This is a genomic window from Microbacterium pasadenense, assembly GCF_047246565.1.
Taxonomy (GTDB): Bacteria; Actinomycetota; Actinomycetes; order Actinomycetales; family Microbacteriaceae; genus Microbacterium.
Genome location: NZ_JBFOKN010000001.1, coordinates 60,711 through 86,518 on the forward strand (window position 1 = coordinate 60,711; position 25,808 = coordinate 86,518).

The 25,808-nt window shown below is 70.8% G+C and carries 23 protein-coding genes; 11 read left to right on the forward strand and 12 right to left on the reverse strand.

From position 1 onward, the window contains the following. Window position 1 precedes the first annotated feature (1 nt). From AB3M83_RS00305 to AB3M83_RS00325, 5 genes are all read right to left on the reverse strand, one after another. The gene (locus AB3M83_RS00305; protein ID WP_412944347.1) at window positions 2-1,768 is read right to left on the reverse strand and encodes an acetyl/propionyl/methylcrotonyl-CoA carboxylase subunit alpha; all 1,767 of its coding nucleotides are present in this window, start codon (window positions 1,766-1,768) and stop codon (window positions 2-4) included. A 28-nt stretch (window positions 1,769-1,796) separates the two neighbouring features. Then, entirely contained in the window at window positions 1,797-3,338 is a 1,542-nt protein-coding gene (locus tag AB3M83_RS00310) for a class I adenylate-forming enzyme family protein (protein ID WP_412944348.1), read from the reverse strand. 96 nt (window positions 3,339-3,434) lie between these two features. Continuing rightward, window positions 3,435-4,067 carry a TetR/AcrR family transcriptional regulator gene (locus AB3M83_RS00315; protein ID WP_412944349.1) on the reverse strand — a complete coding sequence of 211 codons (633 nt, stop codon included), beginning with the start codon at window positions 4,065-4,067 and terminating at the stop codon, window positions 3,435-3,437. 113 nt (window positions 4,068-4,180) lie between these two features. Then, window positions 4,181-5,275, reverse strand: coding sequence for an NADH:flavin oxidoreductase/NADH oxidase (locus AB3M83_RS00320; RefSeq protein WP_412944350.1), 1,095 nt, complete (start codon window positions 5,273-5,275; stop codon window positions 4,181-4,183). A 38-nt stretch (window positions 5,276-5,313) separates the two neighbouring features. Next, entirely contained in the window at window positions 5,314-6,144 is an 831-nt protein-coding gene (locus AB3M83_RS00325; RefSeq protein WP_412944351.1) for an IclR family transcriptional regulator, read from the reverse strand. Between the two features lie 81 nt (window positions 6,145-6,225). Between AB3M83_RS00325 and AB3M83_RS00330 the strand changes: the two genes are divergently transcribed. From AB3M83_RS00330 to AB3M83_RS00345, 4 genes are all read left to right on the forward strand, one after another. Then, window positions 6,226-7,062: a fumarylacetoacetate hydrolase family protein gene (locus AB3M83_RS00330; protein WP_412944352.1), complete on the forward strand. Its 837-nt coding sequence runs from the start codon at window positions 6,226-6,228 to the stop codon at window positions 7,060-7,062. A 25-nt stretch (window positions 7,063-7,087) separates the two neighbouring features. Continuing rightward, window positions 7,088-7,528, forward strand: a complete 441-nt coding sequence (locus AB3M83_RS00335; RefSeq protein ID WP_412944353.1) for a cupin domain-containing protein — start codon at window positions 7,088-7,090, stop codon at window positions 7,526-7,528. 70 nt (window positions 7,529-7,598) lie between these two features. Further along, on the forward strand, window positions 7,599-8,180 hold the full coding sequence (locus AB3M83_RS00340; protein ID WP_412944354.1) for an HhH-GPD-type base excision DNA repair protein: 582 nt from the start codon (window positions 7,599-7,601) through the stop codon (window positions 8,178-8,180). A gap of 26 nt (window positions 8,181-8,206) precedes the next feature. Further along, window positions 8,207-8,632: a DUF1801 domain-containing protein gene (locus tag AB3M83_RS00345; RefSeq protein ID WP_412944355.1), complete on the forward strand. Its 426-nt coding sequence runs from the start codon at window positions 8,207-8,209 to the stop codon at window positions 8,630-8,632. A 99-nt stretch (window positions 8,633-8,731) separates the two neighbouring features. Here the strand turns inward: AB3M83_RS00345 and AB3M83_RS00350 are convergent, their stop codons facing one another. Together AB3M83_RS00350 and AB3M83_RS00355 are read right to left on the reverse strand one after the other, a co-directional pair. Then, window positions 8,732-10,120, reverse strand: a complete 1,389-nt coding sequence (locus AB3M83_RS00350; RefSeq protein WP_412944356.1) for a glycine--tRNA ligase — start codon at window positions 10,118-10,120, stop codon at window positions 8,732-8,734. A 130-nt stretch (window positions 10,121-10,250) separates the two neighbouring features. Next, a complete protein-coding gene (locus tag AB3M83_RS00355) occupies window positions 10,251-10,622 on the reverse strand; it encodes a DUF4870 domain-containing protein (RefSeq protein WP_412944357.1) in 372 nt (123 codons plus the stop codon). Window positions 10,623-10,733: 111 nt separating this feature from the next. Between AB3M83_RS00355 and AB3M83_RS00360 the strand changes: the two genes are divergently transcribed. Then, the gene (locus tag AB3M83_RS00360) at window positions 10,734-12,185 is read left to right on the forward strand and encodes an SPFH domain-containing protein (RefSeq protein WP_412944358.1); all 1,452 of its coding nucleotides are present in this window, start codon (window positions 10,734-10,736) and stop codon (window positions 12,183-12,185) included. Between the two features lie 201 nt (window positions 12,186-12,386). Then, entirely contained in the window at window positions 12,387-13,187 is an 801-nt protein-coding gene (locus tag AB3M83_RS00365; RefSeq protein ID WP_412944359.1) for an SDR family oxidoreductase, read from the forward strand. 86 nt (window positions 13,188-13,273) lie between these two features. On the opposite strand, the gene AB3M83_RS00370 is transcribed toward AB3M83_RS00365, so the two are convergent. Then, window positions 13,274-14,491, reverse strand: coding sequence for an MFS transporter (locus AB3M83_RS00370; protein ID WP_412944360.1), 1,218 nt, complete (start codon window positions 14,489-14,491; stop codon window positions 13,274-13,276). Window positions 14,492-14,682: 191 nt separating this feature from the next. Here AB3M83_RS00370 and AB3M83_RS00375 point away from each other — a divergent pair, with 191 nt between their 5' ends. Next, complete coding sequence (locus AB3M83_RS00375) at window positions 14,683-14,952, forward strand: hypothetical protein (protein ID WP_412944361.1); 270 nt, start codon at window positions 14,683-14,685, stop codon at window positions 14,950-14,952. Between the two features lie 53 nt (window positions 14,953-15,005). On the opposite strand, the gene menC is transcribed toward AB3M83_RS00375, so the two are convergent. Together menC and AB3M83_RS00385 are read right to left on the reverse strand one after the other, a co-directional pair. After that, entirely contained in the window at window positions 15,006-16,142 is a 1,137-nt protein-coding gene (menC, locus tag AB3M83_RS00380; protein ID WP_412944362.1) for an o-succinylbenzoate synthase, read from the reverse strand. A gap of 37 nt (window positions 16,143-16,179) precedes the next feature. Continuing rightward, a complete protein-coding gene (locus AB3M83_RS00385) occupies window positions 16,180-16,854 on the reverse strand; it encodes a GNAT family N-acetyltransferase (protein ID WP_412944363.1) in 675 nt (224 codons plus the stop codon). Between the two features lie 69 nt (window positions 16,855-16,923). Here AB3M83_RS00385 and AB3M83_RS00390 point away from each other — a divergent pair, with 69 nt between their 5' ends. The 4 genes from AB3M83_RS00390 to purU all read left to right on the forward strand — a co-directional run bounded on the left by AB3M83_RS00390 (window position 16,924) and on the right by purU (window position 22,348). Next, complete coding sequence (locus AB3M83_RS00390) at window positions 16,924-18,648, forward strand: long-chain-fatty-acid--CoA ligase (RefSeq protein ID WP_412944364.1); 1,725 nt, start codon at window positions 16,924-16,926, stop codon at window positions 18,646-18,648. Between the two features lie 47 nt (window positions 18,649-18,695). Further along, a complete protein-coding gene (locus AB3M83_RS00395; protein WP_412944365.1) occupies window positions 18,696-20,180 on the forward strand; it encodes a peptide MFS transporter in 1,485 nt (494 codons plus the stop codon). A gap of 140 nt (window positions 20,181-20,320) precedes the next feature. After that, window positions 20,321-21,268: an ATP-grasp domain-containing protein gene (locus AB3M83_RS00400; protein ID WP_412944366.1), complete on the forward strand. Its 948-nt coding sequence runs from the start codon at window positions 20,321-20,323 to the stop codon at window positions 21,266-21,268. A gap of 201 nt (window positions 21,269-21,469) precedes the next feature. Continuing rightward, a complete protein-coding gene (gene purU, locus AB3M83_RS00405; protein ID WP_412944367.1) occupies window positions 21,470-22,348 on the forward strand; it encodes a formyltetrahydrofolate deformylase in 879 nt (292 codons plus the stop codon). 778 nt (window positions 22,349-23,126) lie between these two features. On the opposite strand, the gene AB3M83_RS00410 is transcribed toward purU, so the two are convergent. Together AB3M83_RS00410 and AB3M83_RS00415 are read right to left on the reverse strand one after the other, a co-directional pair. Continuing rightward, window positions 23,127-23,801, reverse strand: coding sequence for a 2'-5' RNA ligase family protein (locus tag AB3M83_RS00410; protein WP_412945949.1), 675 nt, complete (start codon window positions 23,799-23,801; stop codon window positions 23,127-23,129). 5 nt (window positions 23,802-23,806) lie between these two features. Further along, on the reverse strand, window positions 23,807-25,789 hold the full coding sequence (locus AB3M83_RS00415) for a M13 family metallopeptidase (RefSeq protein WP_412944368.1): 1,983 nt from the start codon (window positions 25,787-25,789) through the stop codon (window positions 23,807-23,809). Window positions 25,790-25,808 lie beyond the last annotated feature (19 nt).

Here is a 25,808-nt window from a genome sequence, read left to right on the forward strand (position 1 = left end):
GTCACGCGCCGACCTTCTCGAAATGCGCGAGGAGCGTGCCCGACGGCGTGGATTGGCCGACCTCGGCGTGTACGGCGGCGATGATGCCGTCTTGCGTGGCCTGGATGGGGTTCTCCATCTTCATGGCCTCGAGCACGAAGAGCACGGTGCCGGAGGTGACCTCGTCGCCGGCTGCCACGTTGACCTTCACGATGGTGCCCTGCATGGGCGCTTTGACGGTGCCGTCGCCGACCTTCTTCTTGGAGCGACCACCCGAACGCTTCGCGCCTGCCGACCGGCCGTTCGGCCCGCCGGGAGCGGTCGGCGCCGCTGCAGCGCCCGCAACGCCGATGACACCCTCGGGGAAGAACGGGATGCGGTACCAGCGGCCGCCGACCTCGACCTCGTAGCGCCCGCCCTCGTTGTCGGCCTCCTCATCGAACTCGGGGAACTCCACCGACGACTCCAGCCAGAGGGTGTTGATCTCCATCGCGCGGAACGCATCGGCGCCGAGGATGTGGTTCGCGGCGGGGGCGGTGGTCGAGATGCCGTCCACGCGCAGCGCGGAGAGGCCCGCCCGAAGCCGGTCGATCGCCGCTTCGCGGGTGGGCGCGGTGGCGATGAGCTTTCCTACGAGGCTGTCGTAGAGGGGCAGCACCTCGTCGCCCGACTCGTAGCCGGCGTCCCAGCGCAAGCCTTCGCCTTCCGGAGCAGTGAGGGCCTCGATCGGGCCGGGCGACGGCAGGAACCGCCCACCGGAACTGTCCTCGGCATTGATGCGCGCCTCGATCGCCGCGCCGGTGATCATCACGTCGTCCTGGCGGATGCCGAGCGGCTCGCCCGCCGCCACCGTGAGCTGGAGCGCCACGAGGTCGAGACCGGTCACCTGCTCGGTGACGGGGTGCTCCACTTGAATGCGGGTATTCATCTCGAGGAAGTAGAAGTCGTCGCCCTCAACGAGGTACTCAACCGTGCCGGCGCCGACGTAGCCCACCTTGCGCGCGAGGCGCACCGCCGATTCCCCCATGCGGCGCCGGAGGTCGTCGCTGAGTCCCGGGGCCGGCGCCTCCTCGATGAGCTTCTGGTGGCGTCGCTGCACCGAGCAGTCGCGGTCGCCGAGGTATACGGCGTTGCCGTGGCTGTCGCCGAACACCTGCACCTCGACGTGGCGAGCGTTGACGAGGTACCGCTCGCAGTACACCTGTCCGTTGCCGAAAGCGGCGGTCGCCTCGCGTACAGCGGCGGCGAACCCCTCGTGCGCCTGGTCGGCCGATTTGATTTCGCGCATGCCGCGACCGCCGCCGCCGTAGGACGCCTTCACCAGCACGGGGTAGCCGTGGCGGTCGCCGAACGCGATGACCTCGTCGGCCGTTTCCACAGGGCCGTCGGATCCGGGCGCCAGCGGCACGTCGGCCGCCACAGCCACGGCACGGGCCGACACCTTCTCGCCCATCGCTGTGATCGCGGACGCCGATGGCCCGATGAAGACGAGGCCCGCATCGGTCACAGCCTGTGCGAAGCCGGCGTTCTCGGCGAGGAAGCCATAGCCGGGATGGACCGCCTGCGCACCCGTTGCTCGGGCGGCCTCGACGATCTTCCCGATGTTGAGGTAGTTCTCGCTCGCGGGTCCCGGACCGAGGTCGACCGCCTCGTCGGCGACGCGGACGTGGAACGCGCCGGCATCGGCTTCGGAGTGCACCGCGACGGTCGCGATGCCTTGCGCGCGTGCTGTGCGCATCACCCGCGCCGCGATCTCACCGCGGTTGGCGACCAGGATCTTGTCGAACATGTGAGTACTTCCTCGATTCGGTGGTGGGTCAGCCCCAGCCGAGCTGCTGCTTCAGGCGCGCTTTGACGAGCTTTCCGGCCCCGGAACGGGGCAGGTCAGCCGCGTCGAGGAACGCGAACTGCTTAGGGACCTTGTAGCCGGCGAGATGTTCGCGCACGTGGTCGGCGAGGGCGGCGGCGTCGGCATGCTGGCCGTCGCGGAACGAGACGACGGCGCGGACCTCCTCGCCCCATTCCTCGTTGTCGACGCCTACGACAGCGGCTTCGAGCACGGCGGGGTGCAGGTAGAGCACCTGCTCGATCTCGACGCAGTACACGTTCTCTCCGCCGGACTTGATCATCTCCTTCAGGCGGTCTTTGAAGAAGTAGTAGCCGCGTTCGTCGCGGGTCGCGAGGTCGCCCGTATGCAGCCAGCCGTCGACGATGGTCTCGGCGGTCGCTTCCGGCCGACCGTGATAGCCGGTCATGATGCTGGGGCCCGCGACGCAGATCTCGCCCAGTTCGCCCGGCCCGACCTCGCGACCGTCCCCGTCGAGGCTCAGGAGCTTCGATTCGACGAAGGTGTACTCCTGGCCGATCGACCCGTCCACCGCCGAGTCGAGCATGTCCTCGTGGCGCAAACGCGTGACCATGGGGCCCGCCTCGCTCAGGCCATAGCGGAAGTAGAGCTTCGCCTCGGGCATCGTCTCGATGAATTCGCGCTTGTTCGGCATCCGCAGCAGGCCGGCGCCGGTGTGGAGGGCCTTGAAGTGGCGCTGCACCTCGGGCACCGAGAAGGCGCCCGCCTGCATGAGGCGCCGCATCATGTTGGGGATCATGAAGCTGTTGGTCGCGCGTTCGCGTCCCACCCACTCGACGAAGTCGTCTTCGCTGAACTTGTCCACGAGCACGGTGGTCTTGCCCGCGATGAAATGCGTGACCAGCCAGGTGAGCAGCCCCGCCGAGTGGAACAGCGGCGTCACGAGCAGGCCGCGCTCTTCCGGGTGGGCGCCGATGCCGAGGTCGAGGTACTCGTTGATCGCGTTGGCCGTCGCCGCGCTGTGCGAGAGGACGACCGCCTTCGACGTACCCGTGCTGCCGCCGGTGTAGATCAGGCACAGGGCGTCGTGGGGTGCGACGTCGTCGGCGTAGTGGCCGACGACGGTCCGCAGGTGCTCCACCTCGCCCTGCTCCACGACCCGGGGGAGGACGATGGTCTCGGGGTGGGCCTCGAGCAGCGCCAGCGCCTCGGTGAGCAGCGGGCGGAAGCGGTCTTCGGCGATGAGGAGCGCGGTGCCGCTCTCGCGGATGCCATCGGCGAGCTCTTCGGCCGCCCATCGCCAGTTGTAAGCGGTGTAGACGCCGCCGGAGATCGCGACGCCTAGGAACACTTCGGCGTTGAACACGGTGTTGCCACCGAGCACGCCGACCGTGTCGCCGGTGCCGACGCCTGCTTCTCTGAGCCCCCGGGCGAGTGCCCAAGCGCGTTCGGCCGCTTCGCCGAACGTCACGCGTCCGTCGACACCGACGAACGCGTCACGAGCGGGATGCCGGGCCGCGCCGAGCCGCGTCCACTCTCCGATGGTTCGCATCTTTGCTTCTCCATGTCGTGAAACAAACGTACGAGCGTTTGTCTATTAGCGAGTGTAATGCATCCCCGCCGGATCGCAAGACGCGACGGGGACGCCTCAGTTCGCGAGGGCGAGGTGCGCGTCGACGCGCTCATCGGCGTCGGTCACGCCGAGCCCGCGAAGGATGATCTTGGTGTTCGTGTCGATGATCACGTCCAGCGAGAACCCGCCGTCGGCTCGGTACCAGCCGGACACGTGCGTGCCGATCGCGACGATGCTGAACGCGTGCAAGCGGGCGCTGAGCGCCTGACCGCCGACCGTCTTCTGCACCTCGATGATGAGGTCCTCCAGCACGGCGCGGTACTTGCGACGCTTCTCCGTGATCTCCGCGCGCGCTTCCGGAGGCAGCGACCGCAGTTCGCTGTTGCCGATGAAGACCTCCTGCGCTCGCTCCGCATGAAAGCGGATGTGGCATTCGACGAATGCGAGGAGCCGGTCGATCGGATCGGTCTTCTCCGCGAGCGCGGCCTCCATCAGCTCCGTCAGGTCGTCCATCGTCCCGCCCATCACGGAGAGCAGGAGATCCTCCTTGCTCGTGATGTGGTTGTAGAGACTGCCGACCTTGATCCCCACCGCGGCCGCAACCTGGCGAAGGCTCGTGGCCTCGTAGCCGTGGGCGAAGAAGCTCGCCGCCGCCTCCCGTCGGATGGCCGCCGCGGTCTGCTGTCCGCTCAACGTCACTCCGGTCATCGATCCGTTCCCCCTCCGTGGTCACCGTCGTCGGCCATCGTGCAGGTGATCTCCTTGCACTGCGCCTTAGACGAGAGCGATCGCACGTTCATGAATATAGAGGCACCTGCGCATCAGGGGATGCTTCCCTCGAAGCGCGCCATCCGATACTGACGCGGCCACTCCAGCACGCCCCCGAGGTCCGCGGCCGCGCGCAACGCGAAGCCCGGTTCGCGCAGGAACTGTCGTGCCACGAAGACGACGTCTGCCGCACCGTCGACGAGCGCCGTCTCCGCCTGCCGCGGCTCAGTGATGAGCCCTGCTGCACCGACCGGCACCCCGGTAGCCTCGCGCACTGCCCTCGCTAGGGGCAGCTGGTAGCCGGGACCGACCGGGATCTCCTGCCGATGGTCGTTGCCCGCCGACGACACCGAGACGAAGTCGACGCCGAGTTCCACGAGCTGGGGAACGAGCGCGATCGTGTCGTCCACCGTCCAGCCGCCCTCGAACCAGTCGGTCGCCGAGAGGCGGATGAAAAGAGGCATGCCGTCGGGAATGACGCCGCGCACGGCGTCCACCGTCTCGCGCGTGAAGCGAGCCCGGCCGTCCGCGTCGCCGCCGTACTCGTCGGCACGATCGTTCGACAGGGCGGAAAGGAACTGATGCTGCAGGTAGCCGTGAGCGCCGTGGATCTCGATGGCGTCGAAGCCAGCTGCGACGGCACGCCGCGCGGCATCCGCGAAGTCCTGCACGACGCCGCGCACCTCGTTGCCCGTGAGCGCGCGAGGCGGCGGCAGCTCGCCGAAGGCGCGAGGACTGGGACCGACGGTCTCCCATCCCCCGTCGGCGATGTCGTGGTGACCGCGGCCGAGGTACGGCGGCTTGGTCGACGCCTTGCGACCCGCGTGCGCGATCTGCATCGCGATCGGCACGCCCTGCGAATGCACGAAGTCGACGATCTCCGCCCACCCGTCGGCCTGTTCGTCGGTCCAGATGCCGGCGTCGTCGGGGGTGATGCGTCCCTCGGGAGAGACGGCGGTCGCCTCGGTGACGATGAGCCCCGCGCGCCCGATGGCGAACGAGCCCAGGTGGGCAAGGTGCCACGCCTGTGGCAGCCCGTCGACCGCAGAGTACTGGCACATGGCTGCGACCCAGAGGCGGTGCGGGATGTCCAGTCCGCGCAGGCGGATCGACTCGAACAGCCGCGGCGGGTTCTGGTGTTTGGGCATCATCGACCTCACTGCGATTAACGAACGTGCGTTCGCTTTTAATCTTGCCGAGATATGCCTCCCGGCACAAGCCCGCGGGGGCGGCCGCGATCCAGTCGCCACGGACGCACGGAGCCGCGACGCGCATGCACCGCGACGACCGTCCGCGCTGCGGCGGCGAGTTCGTCGATCCGGGCCATCGATCCGCGGGTCGCCGGCACCGACACCACGAGCGCCACGCGGTCGCGCCAGTGGCTGCCGTCGAGCGGCACGGCGAGCGAGCACACCCCCGGCTCCGACTCCTGCAAGGCGCGGGCCCACCCCCGCCGCCGCGTCTCCTCGAGCGCGGTCCGCAGGTCGGATGCGGTGCGGATCGTCGACGCGCCCGGCTGCGGCAGCGGGTCGGGCGGCAGGAGAGCCGCGACCTGCTCGTCGTTGTAGGCGGCCAGCAGCAGCTTGCCGGCGGCGAGCGCGTGCGCCCACGCCGTCATTCCGACGCGCACGCCGATGTCGTCGTCGTGGATGGAGCGACGACCGTCGACGACGAGCACCCGTGCGCCGAGAAGGACCGCCGTGTGCACCGACTCCCCCGTGCGCTCCCGCAGGTCGGCGAGCACCGCCCGGTGACGGGGCCGCATGAGTGGATCGAGAATCGCGTCGGTGGCGATACCGAGCAGCTGCGAGCCGACGAAGTAGCCCCGGCCGGTCGACGAGAGGGTCACGAAGCCGCGCGCTTCGAGCGTGCGGAGGCATCGGTGGGCGGTGGCGCGGCTGACGCCTGCCGCGCGCACGACGTCGCCGATGCTCACGCTGTCGCGGGAAGAGAGCATGGCGATCACCCGCAGGCCCAGATCGAGCGCGCCGACGTGATAGGGGTTGTCGTCTCTCACAGCGAGGCAAGATTAACGAACGGTTGCCCGTTCGTCCACGGTGCGGTGAAGTGTCCCACAGCCGACCGAAGGAGACCGGACATGCGACTCGTGTCGTTCACGTACTCAGGAACCCCCTCGTGGGGCGTGCTCGTCGACGAAGAGATCCGTGACCTGGGAGACTCCGCGCAGCGCCGCACGCTCGGCGCCGTGCTCCGTGACGGCGACCTCGAGCAGGTACTCGCGGCACCCGGCACGACCATCCGCCGCGGAGACGTGCAGCTTCTGCCCCCTGTCACGGACGCCGGCAAGATCATCTGCATCGGCCTCAACTACGCGGACCACATCAGGGAGATGAACCGGCCTTGGCCTGCCAAGCCCGTCGTGTTCACGCGCTTCAACGACAGCCTCGTCGGCGACGGCGACGCTCTCGTCGCGCCCCGCAACAGCACGAGCTTCGACTACGAAGGCGAATTCGCCGTCGTCATCGGTCGCGGAGGACGCCACATCCCGGTCGGCGAAGCGCTCGACCACGTGCTCGGGTACACGATCATGAACGACGGGTCCCTCCGCGACTACCAGCGTCACACGCACCAGTTCACGCCCGGAAAGAACTTCCCCCGCAGCGGGGGCCTCGGGCCGGTGATCGTCACCGCCGACGAGTTCGGCCCCGTCGGCGCCCAGCGCATAACCACCGCCGTCAACGGCGAGATCGTGCAGGACTCGAGGCTCGATCAGCTCGTGTTCGGTGTCGCCGAGCTGATCTCCTACTGCTCCGAGTGGACGACGCTCTCCCCCGGCGACGTCATCGCCACCGGCACGCCCGGCGGCGTCGCCGACGGTCACGACCCCGCGCGCTGGCTCTTCCCCGGCGATGCCGTGGACGTGACCGTCGATGGCATCGGCACCCTCACCAACCCTGTGATCGAAGAAGACTGACCCACCCACCGAAGAGAAAGGCACCATGATGACTGACGCACCCCAGGTTCTGAAGAAGCTCACCGTGCAGCGCAAGGACGAGCTGCCCATGGCCCCCGGCCAGACCGCCAAGGCCCGTCGTTACTCCGGCGTCGCCGTCGAGAACACCGAGGTCGAGAATCTCTGGTTCGGCAAGGTCTACACCGGACCGGGCGAGGTCTCGGACCCGCACCACCACGGTGAGGCCGAGACGGGCGGCTACGTCTTCCAGGGCAACGGCTTCATCCGCTTCGGCGAGCGCTACGAGCAGATCGTCTACATGTCGGCAGGCGACTTCGTCTACGTGCCGCCGTTCGTGCCGCACATCGAAGGAAACCTCAGCCACACCGAGGAACTCATCTGGATGACCACCCGCACGCCCGACAACATCGTCGTCAACCTGGAGAACCAGGATGTCGCCGACATCGATATCGAGTACGTCGACTGATCTCGTCGAAAGGCTCAGGCGCCGATTTCTGTCCGCGAGACGCGGGCCGCCGGGGTGGGATCATGAAGTCATGGCCCTGCACATCACCGGCGATCCCGACGCCGACCAGCTCCTGACCGACGAACCGCTCGCGCTGCTGATCGGGATGCTGCTCGACCAGCAGATCGCGATGGAGACGGCCTTCGCCGGACCGCTCAAGATCCGTGAGCGCACCGGCGGACTGGACGCCGCGGAGATCGCCGGTGCCGACCCGGAGCGGTTCGCGGCGATGTTCGGGCAGACGCCCGCCGTGCACCGGTTCCCGGGCTCGATGGCTGCGCGCGTGCAGTCGCTGTGTGGGGCGCTCGTGGACGAATGGGGCGGCGACGCCTCGGCGCTGTGGACCCGAGACGATCCGGACGGCCCGACGGTGCTGAAGCGACTGAAGGCCCTTCCCGGCTTCGGTGACCAGAAGGCCCGCATCTTCCTCGCGCTGCTCGGCAAGCAGTACGGCTTCACGGGCGCGGGATGGCGCGACGCCGCCGGGGCGTACGGCGACGGCTCGTTCCGGTCCGTCGCCGACATCGTCTCGCCGGAGTCGCTCGCGAAGGTCCGCGAGTTCAAGCGGGCGGCCAAGGCGGCCGCGAAAGAGGCGAAGGCCGCGAGGGCCTGACCGTCGACGAGAGGGTGGAGCGGATCATGGAGAAGACCGGACGCAGCGTCGACGAGTTCGTCGCCCAGGTGTCCCCGGCGAAGCGGCGACGGGATGCCGAGACCCTCATCACGATGATGCGGGAGGTGTCGGGCCGCGAGCCCGCCCTGTGGTCGGGGTCGATCATCGGCTTCGGGGCGTGCCACTACGCCTACCCCACCGGCACCGAGGGCGACATGCCGATCCTCGCCTTCGCGCCCCGGAAGGCGTCGACGACGGTGTACCTCGACAGCGCCGACGCGCACGCCGATGCGCTGGCGGCCCTCGGCCCGCACACGACCGGCGCGAGCTGCCTCTACATGAAGGACCTCGAGTCCGTCGACCTCGGCGTGCTGCGGCGCGTGCTCGAGGAGACGCAGCGGCGCACCGCCGGCGACGAGCTGCCCGGAGCGACGATCACCGTCCTCGACTGACCTCCGACCGGAGTGCGCGCGCTCGCCTGGAGACGCCGCTCGGGACGGGCACCGGGCCGAGGATGCCGACGAGCGGGCGCCGACGCGCCGGCGGCGGCCTCAGGCGCCGCGCAGCCGCGGCGCCAGGTAGTCCTGCAGCGCGCTCAGCGGGACCCGCTCCTGCGCCATCGAGTCGCGGTCGCGGATGGTGACGGCGTCGTCGTCGAGGGAGTCGAAGTCGATCGTGACGCAGAACGGCGTCCCGATCTCGTCCTGACGGCGATACCGGCGGCCGATGGCGCCGGCGTCGTCGAAGTCGACGTTCCAGCCGTTCGCGCGCAGGTCGTCGGCCACCTGCCGTGCCAGCGGCGACAGCCGCTCGTTGCGGCTCAGCGGCAGGACCGCGACCTTCACCGGCGCGAGGCGCGGGTCGAGGCCGAGGACGGTGCGGGTGTCGGTGCCCCCCTTGGCGTTCGGCACCTCCTCCTCGCGGAACGCGTCGACGAGGAACGCCATCATGGCGCGGGTGAGTCCGAAGGAGGGCTCGATGACGTACGGGACGTAGGTCTCACCCGAAGCCTGGTCGAAGTACGAGAGCTTCTGGCCCGACGCCTCGATGTGGCTCGAGAGGTCGTAGTCGGTGCGGTTGGCGACGCCCATGAGCTCGCCCCACTCCTTGCCCGCGAAGCCGAACCGGTACTCCATGTCGATCGTGCCGGCGGAGTAGTGCGCCCGCTCGTCCTCGGGGACATCGAACTGGCGCATGTTCGCAGGGTCGATGCCGAGGTCGATGAACCAGTCCCAGCACGCCTGCACCCAGTGGTCGAACCACTCCGGCGCCTCCGCGGGCGGCGTGAAGAACTCGATCTCCATCTGCTCGAACTCGCGGGTGCGGAAGATGAAGTTGCCCGGCGTGATCTCGTTGCGGAACGCCTTGCCGACCTGACCGATGCCGAACGGCGGCTTCTTGCGCGACGCGGTGAGCACGTTCGCGAAGTTCACGAAGATGCCCTGCGCGGTCTCGGGGCGGAGGAAGTGCAGTCCGCTCTCGTCGTCGACGACACCGAGATAGGTCTTCACGAGACCCGAGAACGACTTCGGCTCGGTGTAGTTGCCCTTCGTGCCGCAGTTCGGGCACGGGACGTCGGCCAGCCCGTTCTCGGCGGGACGCCCCTTGCGCGCCTCGAAGTCCTCGATGAGCGTGTCCTCGCGGAAGCGCTTGTGGCACTGCAGGCACTCGACCAGCGGGTCGGTGAACGTCGCGACGTGGCCGGAGGCCTCCCACACCCGCTTGGGCAGGATGACCGACGAATCGAGTCCGACCATGTCCCCACGGCCGCGGACGAAGGTCTGCCACCACTGCCGGCGGATGTTCTCCTTCAGCTCGGTGCCGAGCGGGCCGTAATCCCATGCGGAGCGGGATCCGCCGTAGATCTCACCGGCCTGGAACACGAACCCGCGGTGGCGGGCGAGGGCGATGACTTTGTCGAGGCGGGACTGCTCGGCCACAGGTGGCTCCAAATGGTCGGTTTGCGGGTGCGGATGGTCGCGGATGCCGCACGCGGACGGCATCCGTCAAGTCTATCCGCCGCGCGAAGGCGCATCGGAGGACGGGGATCCGCTCGACAGCGCCCGCGGACTAGGAGACGAAGCGGATGGTGAGGGGCGGGTGGTACCACTGCCCCGAATTGGCCTTGACGGCGCCGAGGATCGCGACGATCAGGCCGAAGATCGCGACCGCCGGCAGCAGCAGGAGCCCGATGAAGACGAACGCCAGCGGGATGCACACGAGGTAGCCGATGAGCAGCGTCAGCTGCAGGTTCAGCGCGCTCGCCGCGTGCGCGCGGACGAAGGGTCCGCGGTCCTTGACGACCAGGTAGATCACGAGCGGCCCGACGAGGCTGAAGAAGATGCCGCTCACGTGGGAGAGCGTCGCCCAGAGCTTCTCGTCGGCGGGGCTCATGGGCGGCACAGGGGCGTACGTGCCGTAGGGCGGCGGGGGCGTCGTCATGCGCCCAGCGTAGAACGTCGCCGCCGCGGCATCCGGGTCATCTTCGTCACGGTGAGCCCGGAACCGATACGTTCGAGGGACGTCATCGTGACCCGGGGGGATCAAGTCCACATGGAAGCACTCATCGCAGGCGGCGCGCTCGTGATCGGCGGCATCGTCGTCGTCGCCGTCATCATCGTCGTCATCATCCTGATGATCGTCCTGCGCGCCTGGTACAAGGTCGCCAAGGCCGACCAGGCGCTCGTGATCGTCGGCCGCAGCCAGAAGAACGCCTCGGGCGACTCGTCGCGCATCTCCGTGATCACCGGCGGCGGCGCCCTCGTGAACCCGCTCACGCAGCGGGCCGAGATGATCTCGCTGCGGGCGCGTCAGATCAAGATGGAGCCGACGGCGCAGTCGTCGACCGGCGTCACGGTCAACGTGAGCGGTGTCGCCCTCGTGAAGATCGGCTCCGATCCCGAACTGGTGCGGCGTGCCGCGGAGCGCTTCCTGTCGCAGGACGGCGCCATCGAGCAGTTCACGACCGAGCAGCTCGAGGGCGCGCTCCGCGGCGTCGTCGCGACCCTGACGGTCGAACAGCTCATGAACGACCGGCAGAAGCTGAGCGACCAGATCGCCGACGGCATCAAGAGCGACCTGCTCTCGCAGGGGCTGATCCTCGACTCGTTCCAGATCCAGGGCGTCACGGACAAGAACGGCTACATCGACGCGCTCGGCGCGACCGAGGTCGAGCGCGTGCGCCGCGAGGCCGAGGTCGCCCGCATCAACGCGGCCCGCGAGGTCAAGGCCCGTCAGATCGCGACGGACGAGGCGAACCTCATCGAGCAGACCGCGTACGACAAGAACTCCGCCGCCGCCGCTGCGGAGGTCGGGCGCGCCCGCGCCGAGGCCCAGCAGGCCGAGGCCCTCGCGCGTGCCGAGCGGGAGCAGGCAGTCCTCCTGCAGCAGGCGGAGAACCGCCAGGCCCAGCTCGACGCCGACGTCAAGAAGGTCGCCGACGCGTCGCTCTACGAGCGCCAGCGCTCCGCCGACGCCGACGCCTACACCCAGGTCAAAGCCGCCGAGGCCCGCGCGCAGATCGCCGCGCAGGAGGCGGAGGCCACGCGCCTGCGCGCCATCGCCGACGCCGACGCCGTGCGCCTGGCCGGTGACGCCCGCGCCGAGGCGCTCAGGGCCGAGGCCGCAGCCATCGCGCAGAACCAGGAAGCCCTGCTCGCGCAGCGCGCCATCGAGGCGCTCGTGCCGCTCATGACCGAGTTCGCACGCGGCTTCGACAAGGTCGGCTCCATCACCGTGCTCGGCGGCGACGGCGCATCGAGCCACATGGCGTCGGAGAGCGCATCGAGCATGCGGGCGACCTTCGACGCCGTCCAGGCGACGACCGGCATCGACCTGCGGCAGATCATCCAGGGCCAGGCCACCGGCCGCGGCGTCGCGCAGGGCTTCCAGCAGCAGGAGGAGGCGCCGGCTCCGGCTCCCCGCCTGCGCCGGGACGCCGCCGCAGCGGAGGCGGCGGGCTCGCCGGCTCCCGCCGGCGACACCGGGGCACCACGAGACGAGTGACGCCCGTCGCGTGCCGCGACTGCCCTGGCCCGGTCCGCGCCGCACGCGGCATCCGAGCCGAGCTCGCGGCACGCGGCACGCGGCATCTCCCGCGCGGACGCGCATCGCCGTCGCGGGACCGCCGCCCCGAACCCGCTACGACCGCCGCGCACGGCTGTCAACCCGGTGTCCGGGTGAGGATGCCCTCCGTACCGTCGCGGCATGACCTTCACACCGCGCTTCGCCATCGTGACCGCCTCCGACTCGGGCATCGGCCGGGCAACGGCCCTCGCCCTCGCTGACGCCGGCATGGACGTCGGCGTGACCTGGCACTCGGACGAGGAGGGCGCCAACACGACCGCCGAAGAGGTGCGGGCGCGCGGCCGGAAGGCCGTCGTCGCCCAGTTCGACGCGACCCAGCTCGAGGACGTCCCGGGGATCATCGAGGGCCTCGCCCGCGATCTCGGCGGCCTCGACGTGTTCGTCAACAACGCCGGCGGTGGGGCGGGCGGTCCGTTCCTCGACCTCGACATCGAGAGCTGGCGCTCGATCGTCGCGCTCAACCTCGACGGCGCGTTCGTCGGGATGCACACGGCGGCCCGGCTGATGGCCGACGGCGGCAACGGCGGCCGCATCATCGCGGTCACGAGCGTGCACGGCTCGCAGCCCCGCGTCGGCTCGGCGGCCTACGTCGCGTCGAAGCACGGGCTCGAGGGCCTCGTGAAGACGATGGCGCAGGAGCTCGGCGACCGGGGCATCACGGTCAACGCGGTGGCGCCCGGCGAGATCGCGACGCCGATCAACGACATGGAGGCATCCGACGCCGACGAGACGCACCGTCCCGGCATCCCGATCCCCCGTCCGGGCAAGCCGGAGGAGATCGCCGACGTGGTCGCGTTCCTCGCCTCCCCCGCGTCCTCGTACGTCACGGCCGCGACGTGGGTCGTCGACGGCGGGATGCTGCAGATGGGGCCGCAGGCCGGGTCGCACCTCGAGTCCGACGCCTGGCGCAGCGCCGGCTGACCGGCGCTCCGCTGCGGCGCGGCGCGGCGCGGCGACCGTCCCCTGTCGGGCCACGCGCCGTGCGGAATCGGCCGCGACCGTCCCGGTCAGGCCGCGCGCCGTGCGCGGGCGGCGGCCAGCACCGCCGCCGCGACCAGCAGGAGGGCGCCGACCGTCGCGCCGCCCGACAGCGCCGTGGCGCCGGTGGGGTGCGCGGCGCCGCCCACGAGGTCGCCGAGCCACGGGCCGACGGCGATCCCGACGTTGAAGGTGACGACGACGCCGGCGCTCGCGAGGGTGCGCGTGCGGTCGGTGGCGATGCGCATGAGCAGCGACTGCTGCAGCGGGAAGTAGGCGCCGATGGCGAATCCCCATGCCGCCAGCGCGACGTACATCAGTGGCGTGTCGGCGGCCGCGGTGAGGATGGCGAACGCCGCCGCCAGCCCGGCGAGGACGGCGACGAGAGAGCCGCGCGGCCAACGGTCCGCGAGCGGACCGGCCACCGCGACGCCCACGAGCCCGGCGGCGCCGTAGCCGAACAGCAGCAGCGGGACCTGCGCCTCGGGCGCATCCGCGGCGACCTCCAGCAGCGGCCGCACGTAGGTGAACGTCGCGAACTGCCCGAGCGCGAAGACGAGGGCCGCCGCGGCGAACAGCAGGATCGGCGCGAGCGACGCGTCGGCGCGGGCGGCGCCGCGCTCGCGGGGCGGCGTGGGCACGGGCACGCGCCGTGGCAGCCGGACACCGATCACCACGGCGAGGATCAGCGCCACTGCCGCCAGCACGCCGAACGACCACCGCCACGACAGCAGCTGCGCGATGAGCGCTCCCGCGGGAAGACCGGCGAGCGTCGCGACCGTGCCGCCCGCCGTCACCAGCGCAAGACCGCGACCGAGGTGCGTCGGCGCGAGCAACGACGTCGCGTAGACGATGACGATCGCCCAGAACAGGCCGTGCGCGACGCCGGCCGCGACGCGGGTCGCGACGGCGACCTCGTACGTCGGCGCGAGGGCCGTCGTGGCGTTGGCGACGGCGAAGACGGCGAGCGCGCCCGCGGCCACCAGCCGTCGATCGAACCGCGCGGTGAGACGGGCGAGCGGGACGCTCGTGATGATCACCGTGATCGCCCACACCGAGATGAGCATGCCGACGCCGAGCGGATCGGTCTGCAGTCCGGCGACCATCTCGGGGAGGAGCCCTGCGGGCAGCGACTCGGCCGTCACCGTGATGAAGACGGCGAGGCTCAGCAACAGGAGCGCCCCGAGCGGGAACGGCGGCGACGCCGGGGCGGTCGCGGTCGGGACGGGGGCAGTGGACGTGCTCATACGACGAGCGTAGGTCGGACATCGAGCGCTCGACGACCGGCCGGCCTGCCCCGGGTGGGGCCGCGCGGCCGTGGCCGGCTCCCTGGGCCGCATGCCGCACGCCACCCCTGCCGAGCCGACCCGCCTATCACGGGTGCAGCGCCCGCGGCATCCGCTCGACGCGATCGAGCCGCACAGGGGATGATGGTGGCATGACGTACGCGACCGAACGCCGTTCCAACCCCACCGCCTGGGCTGCCTTCTGGGTCGGGCTCGTCGGGCTCATCCTCATGCCCATCCCGCTGTTCATCGGACTGATCCTCGGCGGCGGGCTCTCGCTCATCGCCGCCGTGCTCGTCGTCATCGCCCTGCTCAAGGGGCTCGCCCGCCGCGGCAAGGGCATCGCGCCCGTCGTCCTGGCCGGGATCTTCGTGCTGCTGACCTGGGGCGGGATCTCCCTCGGTGGCGGCGTCATCTGGTGACCGTCGCCTGAGCCCGCCGCGCCGAGGTGTCCGAGGCCTGACGCGGCACGCGGTCAGCGGCGAAGCGTCGCGCGGGCGACCGTGAACGATTCGAGCGCCTCGGCATCGATCTCGACACCGAGGCCGGGGCCGGTCGGCACGCGGACGTGTCCGTCCTCGAGCACCACGGGCGACGCCACGATGTCGCGGGCGTAGAAGCGGTCGGATGCCGACACGTCACCCGGGAGGGTGAATCCCGGCATCGCCGCGAGCGCCGCGTTGGCCGCCCGCCCGATCCCCGTCTCGAGCATGCCGCCGCACCACACCGGGATGCCGGCGTCGCGGCACAGGTCGTGGATGCGGACGGCCTCGAGGTACCCGCCGACCCGGCCCGCCTTGATGTTGATGACCGTCGTGGCGCCCAGCGCGAGCGCGTCGCGTGCGGCCTTCGCGGAGGTGATCGACTCGTCCAGGCAGATCGGAGTCCTCAGCCGCTGCGCCAGCGCCGCGTGGTCGACGATGTCGTCCTCCTGCAGCGGCTGCTCGATCAGGAGCAGGTCGAACCGGTCCAGCTGGGCGAGGGTGTCGGCGTCTGCGAGCGTGTACGCCGAGTTCGCGTCGACCTGCAGCGGGATGCCGGGGAAGGCGGAGCGGACCGCGGCGGTGTCCGCCAGGTCGCGCCCGGGCCGGATCTTGATCTTGATCCGGACGTACCCCTCGGCGAGGTAGCCCTGCACCGTCTCGACGAGGGCGGCGGGGTCGGCCTGGATGCCGACGCTCACACCCGACGGGATCGTCTTCGCCGTCGCACCGAGATACGAGGCGAGCGAGCGGCCGTCCGAGCGCAGCGCGGCGTCGAGCACGGCGAGCTCGAGGCCGGCCTTGGCCATGCGGTGGCCGACGAACGGCTCCAGCACCCGCGCGACGTCCTCGGGCGCCAGCGTCCCGCGCTCCAGCAGCGCCGGACCGAGCCAGCGGGTCGCGACATCCCAGGCGCCCTGCGTGTACTCGCTCGAGTACAGCGGCGCCTGCTGCGTGACGATCTCGCCCCAGCCGTCGCCGCCGTCTGCGGTCCGCACCCGCACGACGATCACCTCGCGCACCGTCTCCGTGCCGAAGGACGTCGTGAACGGCGACACCAGCGGGATCTGCAGCACACGCAGTTCGATCTCGTCGAGCGAAGCGGATGCGGCGGGCGTGGCGATCGGCATGGCGCCAGGGTACGCGGCGGCGGGCGGGCCGTGCGGGTCAGGCCGCGCGGGTGAACAGGTAGCCGGCCTCGTCGCGGAAGCCGGTGATCATGAGGCCCTCGGCCCACAGCTGCTCGAACCGGCCTCGCACACGCTCGCGCTCGGCCTGCGCGGCGGCGGGATCGTCCCGGCGGATGCTCTCGATGTCCCGGGGTATCGGCACGCTCGCGACGACGTCGTGCGGCGAAGGGCTCGCGGGGCGGCCGCCGGTGAGCGCCCACGAGACGAGCAGCCGATCGGCGTCGGGGCCGTAGTGATGCGGCGAGTGCGACACGACGCGGGCGCCCAGCACCATGAGGTTGAAGTGCGCGTTGCGCGCGATGAGCGGGTCGAAGGTCCACGTGATGTGGCCGACGTCGCGGGCGAACGCCCAGTCCCGCTGGTGCTGTTTCAGCCGGCGGCCCAGCCCGGCGGCGCGGTAGTCGGACGAGATGCCGGTGATGTGCGAGTGCATCGACCGGGTGGCCGGTGGGCCGAAGAAGGCGGCGGACGCGCCGATCATGAGATCGCCGTCGTAGAGCCCCACGACGTAGTTGCCGGATGCCGCGAGCGCGCGCAGCAGCTCGGCGGAGACCCCCGACCCGTCCTGCCAGACCTCGTCGAGGACCTCGGCCGCGCGACGGGTCTCGTCCGCCGTGAGCAGCTCTTCGATGCGGATATCGTCATCGTGCATGTGCACACGCTAGCGCCACCGGCATCCGTTGCCGCAGGGGTCGATCACGCCCCGATTAGAATCGGGGCCGTGCAGCTCAACGAGACCCGAGCGTGGAATCGCTTCTACGCCCCCGGTACGCCGATCGACATCGAGACCGCCACGGGATCGCTGAACGACCTGCTGGACGAACGCGTCGCGCAGTACCGCGACAGCGACGCGATCGCCTTCTTCGGTGCGACGATCACCTACCGCGAGCTCGGGGAGAGCGTCGCCCGCGTCGCCCACGGCCTGCACCGGCTGGGCGTCCGCCGGGGTGACCGCGTCGCCCTCATCATGCCGAACGCCCCGCAGCACGTCATCGCGTTCTACGCGGTCCTGCGCCTGGGAGCGGTCGTCGTCGAGCACAACCCGCTCTACACCCCGGACGAGCTCGAGGTCCAGTTCCGCGACCACGGTGCGCAGACCGTCATCGCCTGGGACAAGGTCGCACCGACCGTGCAGGCCCTGCCGGCCGAGCTCGGCATCTCCCGCATCGTGTCGGTCGACGTGACGCGGGCGATGCCGCTGCGGATGCGGCTGCTGCTGCGCCTGCCGGTCGAGAAGGCACGCCAGTCGCGCGCGAAGCTGCACGCCGCCGCACCCGGCACCATCCCGTTCTCGCAGCTGGAACGCAGCGCACCGCTCCCCGAGAGCCACCCCCGCCCCCTCGTGGGGGACCTCGCCTGCCTGCAGTACACGTCCGGCACCACCGGGACGCCGAAGGGCGCCATGATCACGCACGGCAACCTGTGGTCGAACGCCCGGCAGGGCGCGGCGTGGATGCCGAACTTCACCCACGGCCAGGGGAGCATCTACGGCCTGCTGCCGATGTTCCACTCGTTCGGCCTGCTGCTGAGCGTCATCTACGCCGTCGAGACCGGCTCGCGCGCCGTGCTGTTCCCCACGTTCGACCCGGAGCTCGTGACGGATGCCGCGAAGCGGTTCCCGCCGACGTTCATCCCCGCCGTCCCCCCGATGTTCGACCGGCTGTCCCGGGTCGCGCGCGACGGCGCCCTGGACCTCAGCGAGGTCGTGTACTCGATCTCCGGCGCGATGACGCTGACGCCCGCCGTCGTGAAGCGGTGGGAGACGCTCGCCGGGAGCATGCTCAACGAGGGCTACGGCCTGACCGAGACGAGCCCGGTCGCCCTCGCCAACCCGTTCTCGGACGTCCGCAAGATCGGCGCGATCGGCATCCCGTTCCCGACGACCGACATCCGCGTCGTCGACCCCGAGTCCCCCGACCGGGAGGTCGCGCAGGGCGAGACCGGCGAACTGCTGATCAAGGGGCCGCAGGTCTTCCAGGGGTACTGGAACCGCCCCGAGGAGACCGCCGCGACGCTGCTGGAGGGCGGCTGGCTGCGCACCGGCGATCTCGTCCAGCAGGACGAGGACGGGTTCGTGACGGTCGTGGACCGGAAGAAGGAGCTCATCATCACCGGCGGGTTCAACGTCGCACCGACGGAGGTGGAGAAGGTCGTCAACACGACCCCGGGCGTCGCCGAATCCGCCGTCGTGGGGCTCGCCCGCGGCGGCGGCGCCGAGGTCGTGACGGCCGTCGTGATCCTCGAGGAGGGTGCGACGTTCGACGAGCAGGCCGCCCGCGAACTGGCGCGCGAGAGCCTCGCCGAGTACAAGCGGCCCACGACCTACCTCGTGTGGGAGGAGCTCCCCAAGTCGCTCATCGGCAAGGTGCTCCGCCGACGGGTGCGCGACACGCTCATGGGCGACCGGCGCGCCACGCGCGCCGCCGAGGCCGACACCGAGGACTGAGCCCGCCGGGGGTGCCGGCGGCGGAGGATCGGCCTACGCTGGAAAGAATGAGGAACGCGTCCCCCCTCGACCTGCCGACGTCCGACGAGGCGAAGCCGCATGACACCCGGTTCTTCGGCCATCCCTTCGCACTCGCCCACGTCTTCGGCGTGGAGATGTGGGAGCGGTTCAGCTTCTACGGCATGCAGGGCATCCTGCTGCTGTACCTGTACTACTCGACGGCCGACGGCGGCCTGGGCATGGACCAGACGGTGGCGGCCGGCATCGTCGGCGCCTACGGCGGCGCGGTCTACCTCGCGACAATCCTCGGCGCGTGGGTCGCCGACCGCCTGCTCGGCGCCGAGCGCGTGCTGTTCTCCAGCGCCATCGTCATCATGGCCGGGCACCTGGCTCTGGCGCTCCTTCCCGGTTTCGCGGGCGTGATCGTGGGCCTCATCCTCGTCGCGCTCGGATCGGGCGGGCTCAAGGCGACGGCGACCAGCGTCGTCGGCACGCTGTACGCGGCGGAGGACCCGCGACGCGACGGCGGGTTCTCCCTCTTCTACCTCGGGATCAACCTCGGTGCGTTCGCCGGTCCGCTGCTGACGGGGCTGCTGCAGACGACGGCCGGCTTCCACTGGGGATTCGGGCTGGCCGCCTTCGGGATGGCGCTCGGACTCACCCAGTACGCGTTCGGGCGGAAGAGTCTGCCGGACGCGGCGCGTCACATCCCGAATCCGCTGCCGCGCCGGCGGTACGCACCGGTGGCCGGGATCGCCGTCGCCGCCGTCGCCGTGGTCGTCGTGCTGGTGGTCGCCGGGGCGATCCGCGCGGACAACCTCGCGCTCATTGTCATCGGGACGGTCATCGCCGCCGCGATCGCCTACTTCGCGGTCATCCTGCTGAGCCGGCGCATCACGACAGAGGAGCGCTCGCGCGTCTGGGGCTTCCTGCCGCTGTTCCTCACCTCGGTGGTGTTCTGGTCGCTGTACCAGCAGCAGTTCACCGTCCTCACGGTCTACGCGGACCAGCGACTCGACCGGAATCTGTTCGGCTGGACGATGCCGGTGCCGTGGGTGCAGTCGATCAACCCCGTGTTCATCATCCTGCTGGCGGGCGTCTTCGCCGCCCTGTGGACGAAGCTCGGCCGCCGGCAGCCGCCGACGCCGACGAAGTTCGCCCTCGCCGCGATCATCATGGGCGTCGCCTTCCTGCTCTTCCTGCCGTTCGCGGGCGGCGGCGCGAACTCGACGCCGCTTCTCGCGATCGCCGGCATCCTGCTGACCTTCACGATCGCCGAGCTGATGCTCTCGCCCGTGGGCCTGTCCGTCACGACCAAGCTCGCCCCCGAGGCCTTCCAGACGCAGATGGTCGCGCTGTTCTTCCTGTCGGTCTCGCTCGGCACCGCCATCTCGGGGCAGCTGGCGACGCTGTACGACCCGGCGAACGAGGTGCCGTACTTCGCGGTGCTCGGAGCGATCGCGATCGCGATGGGCGTGCTGCTGCTCGCGTTCGCGAAGCCCGTGCTGGCGCTCATGCGCGGCGTGCGCTGACGCGGGGACGGATGCTGATTGTGCGGGCGGGCGGGCGGTCCGCTCAGGCGGTCCGCTCAGGCCGGGCGACGGGCCGGCATCCGATGTCGTCCGGTGACGCGAACGGCCCCCGGCGCGACCCGGGCGGTTAGCGTCGGAGGATGACCGATTCACCGCGCGTCCACGTCCTGCATGAGAACCCCGAATGGCTGCCGCCGTTCCGCGCGGCTTTCGAGGATGCGGGCGTGCCGCTGGCGGAGTGGTCGCTGACGGACGGGGCGATCGACCTCGGCTCCGAGCCGCCCGAGGGGGTCTTCTGGTCGCGGCTGAGCGCATCCGCCCCGACGCGCGGGCACGCGGCGTCGAAGGAGTACGGCCGCGCCGTGCTGCGCTGGCTCGAGTCCTGGGGACGCACGGTCGTGAACGGGTCCGCCGTGCTCGAGATCGAGGTCAGCAAGGCCGCCCAGCATGCCGCGCTCCGGTCGTCCGGGATCGACGTGCCGACGACGGTCGCCGTGTTCGGCCGCGACGGCCTGTCGCAGGCGGCACGGGACTTCCCGGCGCCGTTCATCGCGAAGCACAACCAGGGCGGCAAGGGACTGGGCGTCCGGCGCTTCGATTCCCACGAAGAGTTCGATGCGTGGGTCGCCGGTCCCGACTTCGAGCCGTCCCCCGACGGCATCACCCTGCTGCAGGAGTACCTCTGGGCGCGTGAGCCGTTCATCACTCGCGCGGAGTTCGTCGACGGCGAGTTCGTGTACGCCGTGCGCGTCGACACGAGCGCCGGCAGCTTCGAACTGTGCCCGGCAGACGCCTGCGCGGTCCCGGATGCCGCCGGCGTCGAGCCCGCGCCGCTGTTCCAGCTGCGTCCCGAGATCGACGCCGGGCATCCGCTCATCGTCTCGTACCGGGACTTCCTCGCCCGCACCGGGATCGGGATCGCCGGGATCGAGTTCAGCGAGACCGTCGACGGGCGTCTCGTGACGTACGACGTCAACACGAACACGAACTACAATCCCGACGTCGAAGCGGTGGCCCCGGCATCCGGACCGGGCTCGATCGCCCGCGCGCTCGGCGCCCGGCTCGGCGCACTGCACGCGGTCGGCTGACGCGGCGGCCCACGCGGGGTCGGCCGCGGCGCCCGGCAGGGGGGCTGACGCTGCGCCCTCGCGCGGTCGGCTGACACGGCGCCCCTCGCGGGGTCGGCTGACACGGCGCCCCTCGCGGGGTCGGCTGCGGCGCCCGGTGAGCATGGCGTCACGGTGTGCCGCATGTCGGGTGCGGACCGCCGAACAGGGCAGAATCGAGGGATGACCACGTCCGTCCCTCCCCTCCATCCCGCTCACGCCTGCCTCATCGTGCACGGCAAGGACACCCCGGGGATCATCGCGGCCATCTCGGCGATGATCACGCGCATCGGCGGGAACATCGTGGCGTTCGACCAGTACTCCGACGACCCGCGGGGTGGGGCGTACTTCCAGCGCGTCGTGTTCCACCGGCCCGACTTCGCCGCCGCCCGCCCTCAGATCGAGACCGAGATCGCGCAGACCCTCGCACCGTTCGAGCTGGAATGGTCGCTGACCGATCAGTCCGTGCCCAAGCGCATGGCGATCCTCGCGTCGAAGCAGGACCACTGCCTGCTCGACCTGCTGTGGCGGAACCGCCGTGGCGAGCTCCCCGTCACGATCCCCATGGTGATCTCGAACCACACGACGTCGGCCGAGGACGTCCGGACGCTCGGCGTTCCGTTCTTCCACGTGCCGTCGACGCCGGGGCCGGACAAGTCCGCCTCCGAGGCGCGAATCCTCGAGCTGCTGCAGGGGAACGTCGACTTCGTCGTCCTGGCCCGCTACATGCAGATCCTCTCGCCCGAGTTCCTCGAGAAGCTCGCCGTGCCGGTCATCAACATCCACCACTCCTTCCTGCCCGCCTTCATCGGCGCCGAGCCGTACCGGAAGGCGAAGGAGCGCGGCGTCAAGCTCATCGGCGCGACGAGCCACTACGTGACCGGCGACCTCGACGAGGGCCCCATCATCGAGCAGGACACCATCCGCGTGACGCACGCCGACACGACGGAGGAGCTCGTCCGCCGCGGCGCGGACGTCGAGCGGCAGGTGCTCGCGCGTGCGGTCCGCTGGCATGCCGAGGACCGCATCATCCGGCACGGGAACCACACCATCATCTTCTGAGCCGACAGACGGTGCGGATGCCGCGGCTCGCGCCGGCGCCGCACTTCGCGTCCCTCGAGGGCCTGCGGCATCCGTTCCGGGGACGCCTCGTGCGGATCCGACCTCCGTGCGGCCGCACGTCGCGTCCCTCGAAGCGGGGCGGCATCCGTTCCGGGGACGCTTCGTGCAGATCCGACCCACGTGCGGCCGCACCTCGCGTCCCCCGAAGCGACGCGGCATCCGCTCCGGGGACGCTTCGTGCAGACCCGACCCCGGCGCAGCCGCACATCGCGTCCCTCGAAGCGGGGCGGCATCCGCTCCGGGGACGCCTCGTGCAGATCCGACCCACGTGCGGCCGCGCGTCGCGTCCCCCGAAGCGACGCGGCATCCGCTCCGGGGGCGCCTCGTGCAGATCCGACCCACGTGCGGCCGCACATCGCGTCCCCTGAAGCGACGCGCATCCGCTCCGGGGACGCTTCGTGCAGATCCGACACCGGCACGGCCGCATGTTGCGTCCCCCGAAGCGACGCGGCATCCGCTCCGGGGACACTCCGTGCGGGTCCGACCCACGTGCGGCCGCATGTTGCGTCCCTCGAAGCGGGGCGGCATCCGCTCCGGGGACCCCTCGTGCGGAACCGAGACCCGCGCCGCGCACATCGCCTCCCTCGAAGCGACGCGGCGTCCGCTCCGGGGACACCTCGTGCGGGTTCGACGCACGTGCGGCTGCACATCGCATCCCTCGAGGCGACGCGGCATCCGCTCCGGGGACCCCTGCGCGGGTCCGGGTCGGCGGTGCGGGTCACGCGGACGCGGAGAAGGCTCCGAGGTGCGTCACCGTCGCGGATGCCGCATCCCACCGGCGCAGCGCGCTCGCGCGACCGGCGAGCTCGCCGCCAATCAGCGGCAGCGCGACGGCGAGGTCGGCGACCTTCACGCGTCGCGCGAGGGTCACGTGCGGGGTCCAGGATCCGGGCGCGGTGTGCGCCGCATCCTCGCCGGAGCCGGCGGCCGCGTGGACGTCCGCGTGCAGCGCCAGCAGCTCGGCCGACGGGACCACCGAGCGCGCGAGGACCCGCCGGTCGCCGGCGCCGAACAGCAGCGGCCCGCCGAGCGTCAGCGCGAAGGAGATCCGGCCCGTCAGCGGGCTCGGCCGGACGGCATCCGTTCCCTGCGCCGCCGGGGAGCCGCTGCCATCGGGCACCGTCGCGCGGCCCTCGGGTCCCGCCGGGGAGCCGCTGCCATCGGGCACCGTCGCGCGCCCCTCGGGTCCCGCCCCGGAGCCGCTCCCGCCGAGCGCCGCCACGGGGACCCGCTCGCGCACCAGCAGCGTGACGTGCGGCCGGTTGCTGGGCGACGGATGCCGGCCGAGGCTCGACAGTCCGGCGGCGGCGAGCGCCGCCCACTCGGCACGCACGGCGCGCTCGGTCGCCTCGTCGAGCAGCAGCTCGATGCTGACGACCGGCGCGCCGCGCATGGCGGTCACCAGATGGTGACGCGCTTGTCCTCGTCGAGCCAGAGGGCGTCGGACTCCGTGACCCCGAACGCGGCGTAGAACTCGTCGATGTTGCGGACGATCTGGTTGCAGCGGAACTCGTTCGGCGAGTGGGGGTCGATCGTCAGCAGCCGGATGGTCTCGGCATCCCGGCCCTTCTGCTGCCAGATCTGCGCCCAGCTCAGCAGCAGCCGCTGGATGCCGGTGAACCCGTCGATGACGGGGCCGTCGGCATCCGTCGACCCGGTCGCCTGCAGGTGCAGCCGGTACGCCTTGATCGCGATGCCGAGTCCGCCGAGGTCGCCGATGTTCTCGCCGATCGTGAGCGCGCCGTTGACCGTGTGACCCTCCGCCAGGCCCTGCGGGACGAGTGCGTTGTACTGGTCGATGAGCACGGTCGTACGCTCCGTGAACGACGCACGGTCCTCATCGGTCCACCAGTCGTTGAGCGCGCCGGTGCCGTCGAACGCGCTGCCCTGGTCGTCGAAGCCGTGCCCGATCTCGTGCCCGATGACCGCGCCGATGCCGCCGTAGTTGGCGGCCGGGTCGCGATCGAGGTCGAAGAACGGGAACTGCAGGATCGCCGCCGGGAAGACGATCTCGTTCATGAGCGGGTTGTAGTAGGCGTTGACGGTCTGCGGCGTCATGAACCATTCGTCGCGGTCGATCGGGGCACCCAGCTTGGCGAGCTGGCGGTCGTGCTCCCACGCGTTCGAGCGGCGCACGTTCCCGATGAGGTCGGCGGCGTCGATCTCGAGCGTCGAGTAGTCCTTCCAGCTCACCGGGTAGCCGACCTTCGGCGTGAAGGCGGCGAGCTTCTCGAGGGCGCGCTCCCGGGTCTCGGGCGTCATCCACTCCAGGGTGGAGATCGACTGGCGGTACGCCTCGATGAGGTTCGCGACCAGCTCGTCCATCTCGGTCTTCGCCTGCGGCGGGAAGTGACGCTCGACGTACACCTTGCCGACCGCTTCGCCGAGCGCGGCCTCGACGAGGCTGACGCCGCGCTTCCAGCGCTCCCGGTTGACGGGCACACCGGTGAGCTCGGTGCCGTAGAACGCGAAGTTCGCCTCGACGAACGCCTGCGACAGGAACGGCGCCGCGGCGCGGATGACGTGCAGCCGCAGCCAGGCCTTCCAGTCCTCCAGGCGAGCGTCGGTCAGCAGGGAGCCGAGCCCCGAGAGGAAGCTCGGCTGGTTCACGTCGACCTCGGCGATCGCATCGGCGCGGCCGGGGGCGACGGCATCCCGCCACGGCGCCAGGTCGACGCCGGCCAGCGCGACGGTCTCGTCCCACGACATCAGGTTGTAGGTGGCGACGGCGTCGCGGCTGCGGACGTTGTCCCAGTGGTGACCGGCGAGCTCGGTCTCGACCGCCAGTACGCGGTCGGCCTGCTCGTCGGCGCCCTCGATGCCGGCGAGCCGCAGCATCGTCGCCGCGTAGGAGCGGAACGCCGTCCGGGTGTCGGCGAAGTTGTCGAGGCGGTAGTAGCTCTCGTCCGGCAGCGACAGTCCACCCTGCACGAGGAACATCACATAGCGCTGCGGGTTGCCGGGGTCGGGCTCGACGAAGGTCGCGAACACACCGCCGACGCCCTCGCGCTCCAGCTCGCCGACCGTGCGCAGGAGGCTCGGGATGTCGCTGACGGCATCGACGAGGGCGAGCTGCGGGACGAGCGCCTCCGCACCGCGCGCCTCGATGGCGTCGGTGTCCATGAAGCTCGCGTAGAGGTCGCCGATCTTGCGGGTCTCGGTGCCGGGCTCGGCGGCCTGGGACTCCTCGATGATGACCCGGACGTCGCGCTCGGCCTGCTCGGCGATGAGGTGGAAGGAGCCCCAGCGCGCCTTGTCCTCGGGGATCTCGGTCCGGTCGAGCCAGGAGCCGTTCACGTGGCGGAACAGGTCGTCCTGAGGACGGACGTCGTCGCTCAGCTCGGCGATCTCGATACCGGAGGGGGAAGTGTTCTCGGTCATGCGTCCCAGGATATGCGGC

Bases quoted from the DNA above. Each gene is read 5' to 3' on its own strand.
- AB3M83_RS00305 (WP_412944347.1), bottom strand. From the start codon at position 1,768: ATGTTCGACAAGATCCTGGTCGCCAACCGCGGTGAGATCGCGGCGCGG.
- AB3M83_RS00310 (WP_412944348.1), bottom strand. From the start codon at position 3,338: ATGCGAACCATCGGAGAGTGGACGCGGCTCGGCGCGGCCCGGCATCCC.
- AB3M83_RS00315 (WP_412944349.1), bottom strand. From the start codon at position 4,067: ATGACCGGAGTGACGTTGAGCGGACAGCAGACCGCGGCGGCCATCCGA.
- AB3M83_RS00320 (WP_412944350.1), bottom strand. From the start codon at position 5,275: ATGCCCAAACACCAGAACCCGCCGCGGCTGTTCGAGTCGATCCGCCTG.
- AB3M83_RS00330 (WP_412944352.1), top strand. From the start codon at position 6,226: ATGCGACTCGTGTCGTTCACGTACTCAGGAACCCCCTCGTGGGGCGTG.
- AB3M83_RS00335 (WP_412944353.1), top strand. From the start codon at position 7,088: ATGATGACTGACGCACCCCAGGTTCTGAAGAAGCTCACCGTGCAGCGC.
- AB3M83_RS00340 (WP_412944354.1), top strand. From the start codon at position 7,599: ATGGCCCTGCACATCACCGGCGATCCCGACGCCGACCAGCTCCTGACC.
- AB3M83_RS00345 (WP_412944355.1), top strand. From the start codon at position 8,207: ATGGAGAAGACCGGACGCAGCGTCGACGAGTTCGTCGCCCAGGTGTCC.
- AB3M83_RS00355 (WP_412944357.1), bottom strand. From the start codon at position 10,622: ATGACGACGCCCCCGCCGCCCTACGGCACGTACGCCCCTGTGCCGCCC.
- AB3M83_RS00360 (WP_412944358.1), top strand. From the start codon at position 10,734: ATGGAAGCACTCATCGCAGGCGGCGCGCTCGTGATCGGCGGCATCGTC.
- AB3M83_RS00365 (WP_412944359.1), top strand. From the start codon at position 12,387: ATGACCTTCACACCGCGCTTCGCCATCGTGACCGCCTCCGACTCGGGC.
- AB3M83_RS00370 (WP_412944360.1), bottom strand. From the start codon at position 14,491: ATGAGCACGTCCACTGCCCCCGTCCCGACCGCGACCGCCCCGGCGTCG.
- AB3M83_RS00375 (WP_412944361.1), top strand. From the start codon at position 14,683: ATGACGTACGCGACCGAACGCCGTTCCAACCCCACCGCCTGGGCTGCC.
- menC (WP_412944362.1), bottom strand. From the start codon at position 16,142: ATGCCGATCGCCACGCCCGCCGCATCCGCTTCGCTCGACGAGATCGAA.
- AB3M83_RS00385 (WP_412944363.1), bottom strand. From the start codon at position 16,854: ATGCACGATGACGATATCCGCATCGAAGAGCTGCTCACGGCGGACGAG.
- AB3M83_RS00395 (WP_412944365.1), top strand. From the start codon at position 18,696: ATGAGGAACGCGTCCCCCCTCGACCTGCCGACGTCCGACGAGGCGAAG.
- AB3M83_RS00400 (WP_412944366.1), top strand. From the start codon at position 20,321: ATGACCGATTCACCGCGCGTCCACGTCCTGCATGAGAACCCCGAATGG.
- purU (WP_412944367.1), top strand. From the start codon at position 21,470: ATGACCACGTCCGTCCCTCCCCTCCATCCCGCTCACGCCTGCCTCATC.
- AB3M83_RS00410 (WP_412945949.1), bottom strand. From the start codon at position 23,801: ATGCGCGGCGCGCCGGTCGTCAGCATCGAGCTGCTGCTCGACGAGGCG.
- AB3M83_RS00415 (WP_412944368.1), bottom strand. From the start codon at position 25,789: ATGACCGAGAACACTTCCCCCTCCGGTATCGAGATCGCCGAGCTGAGC.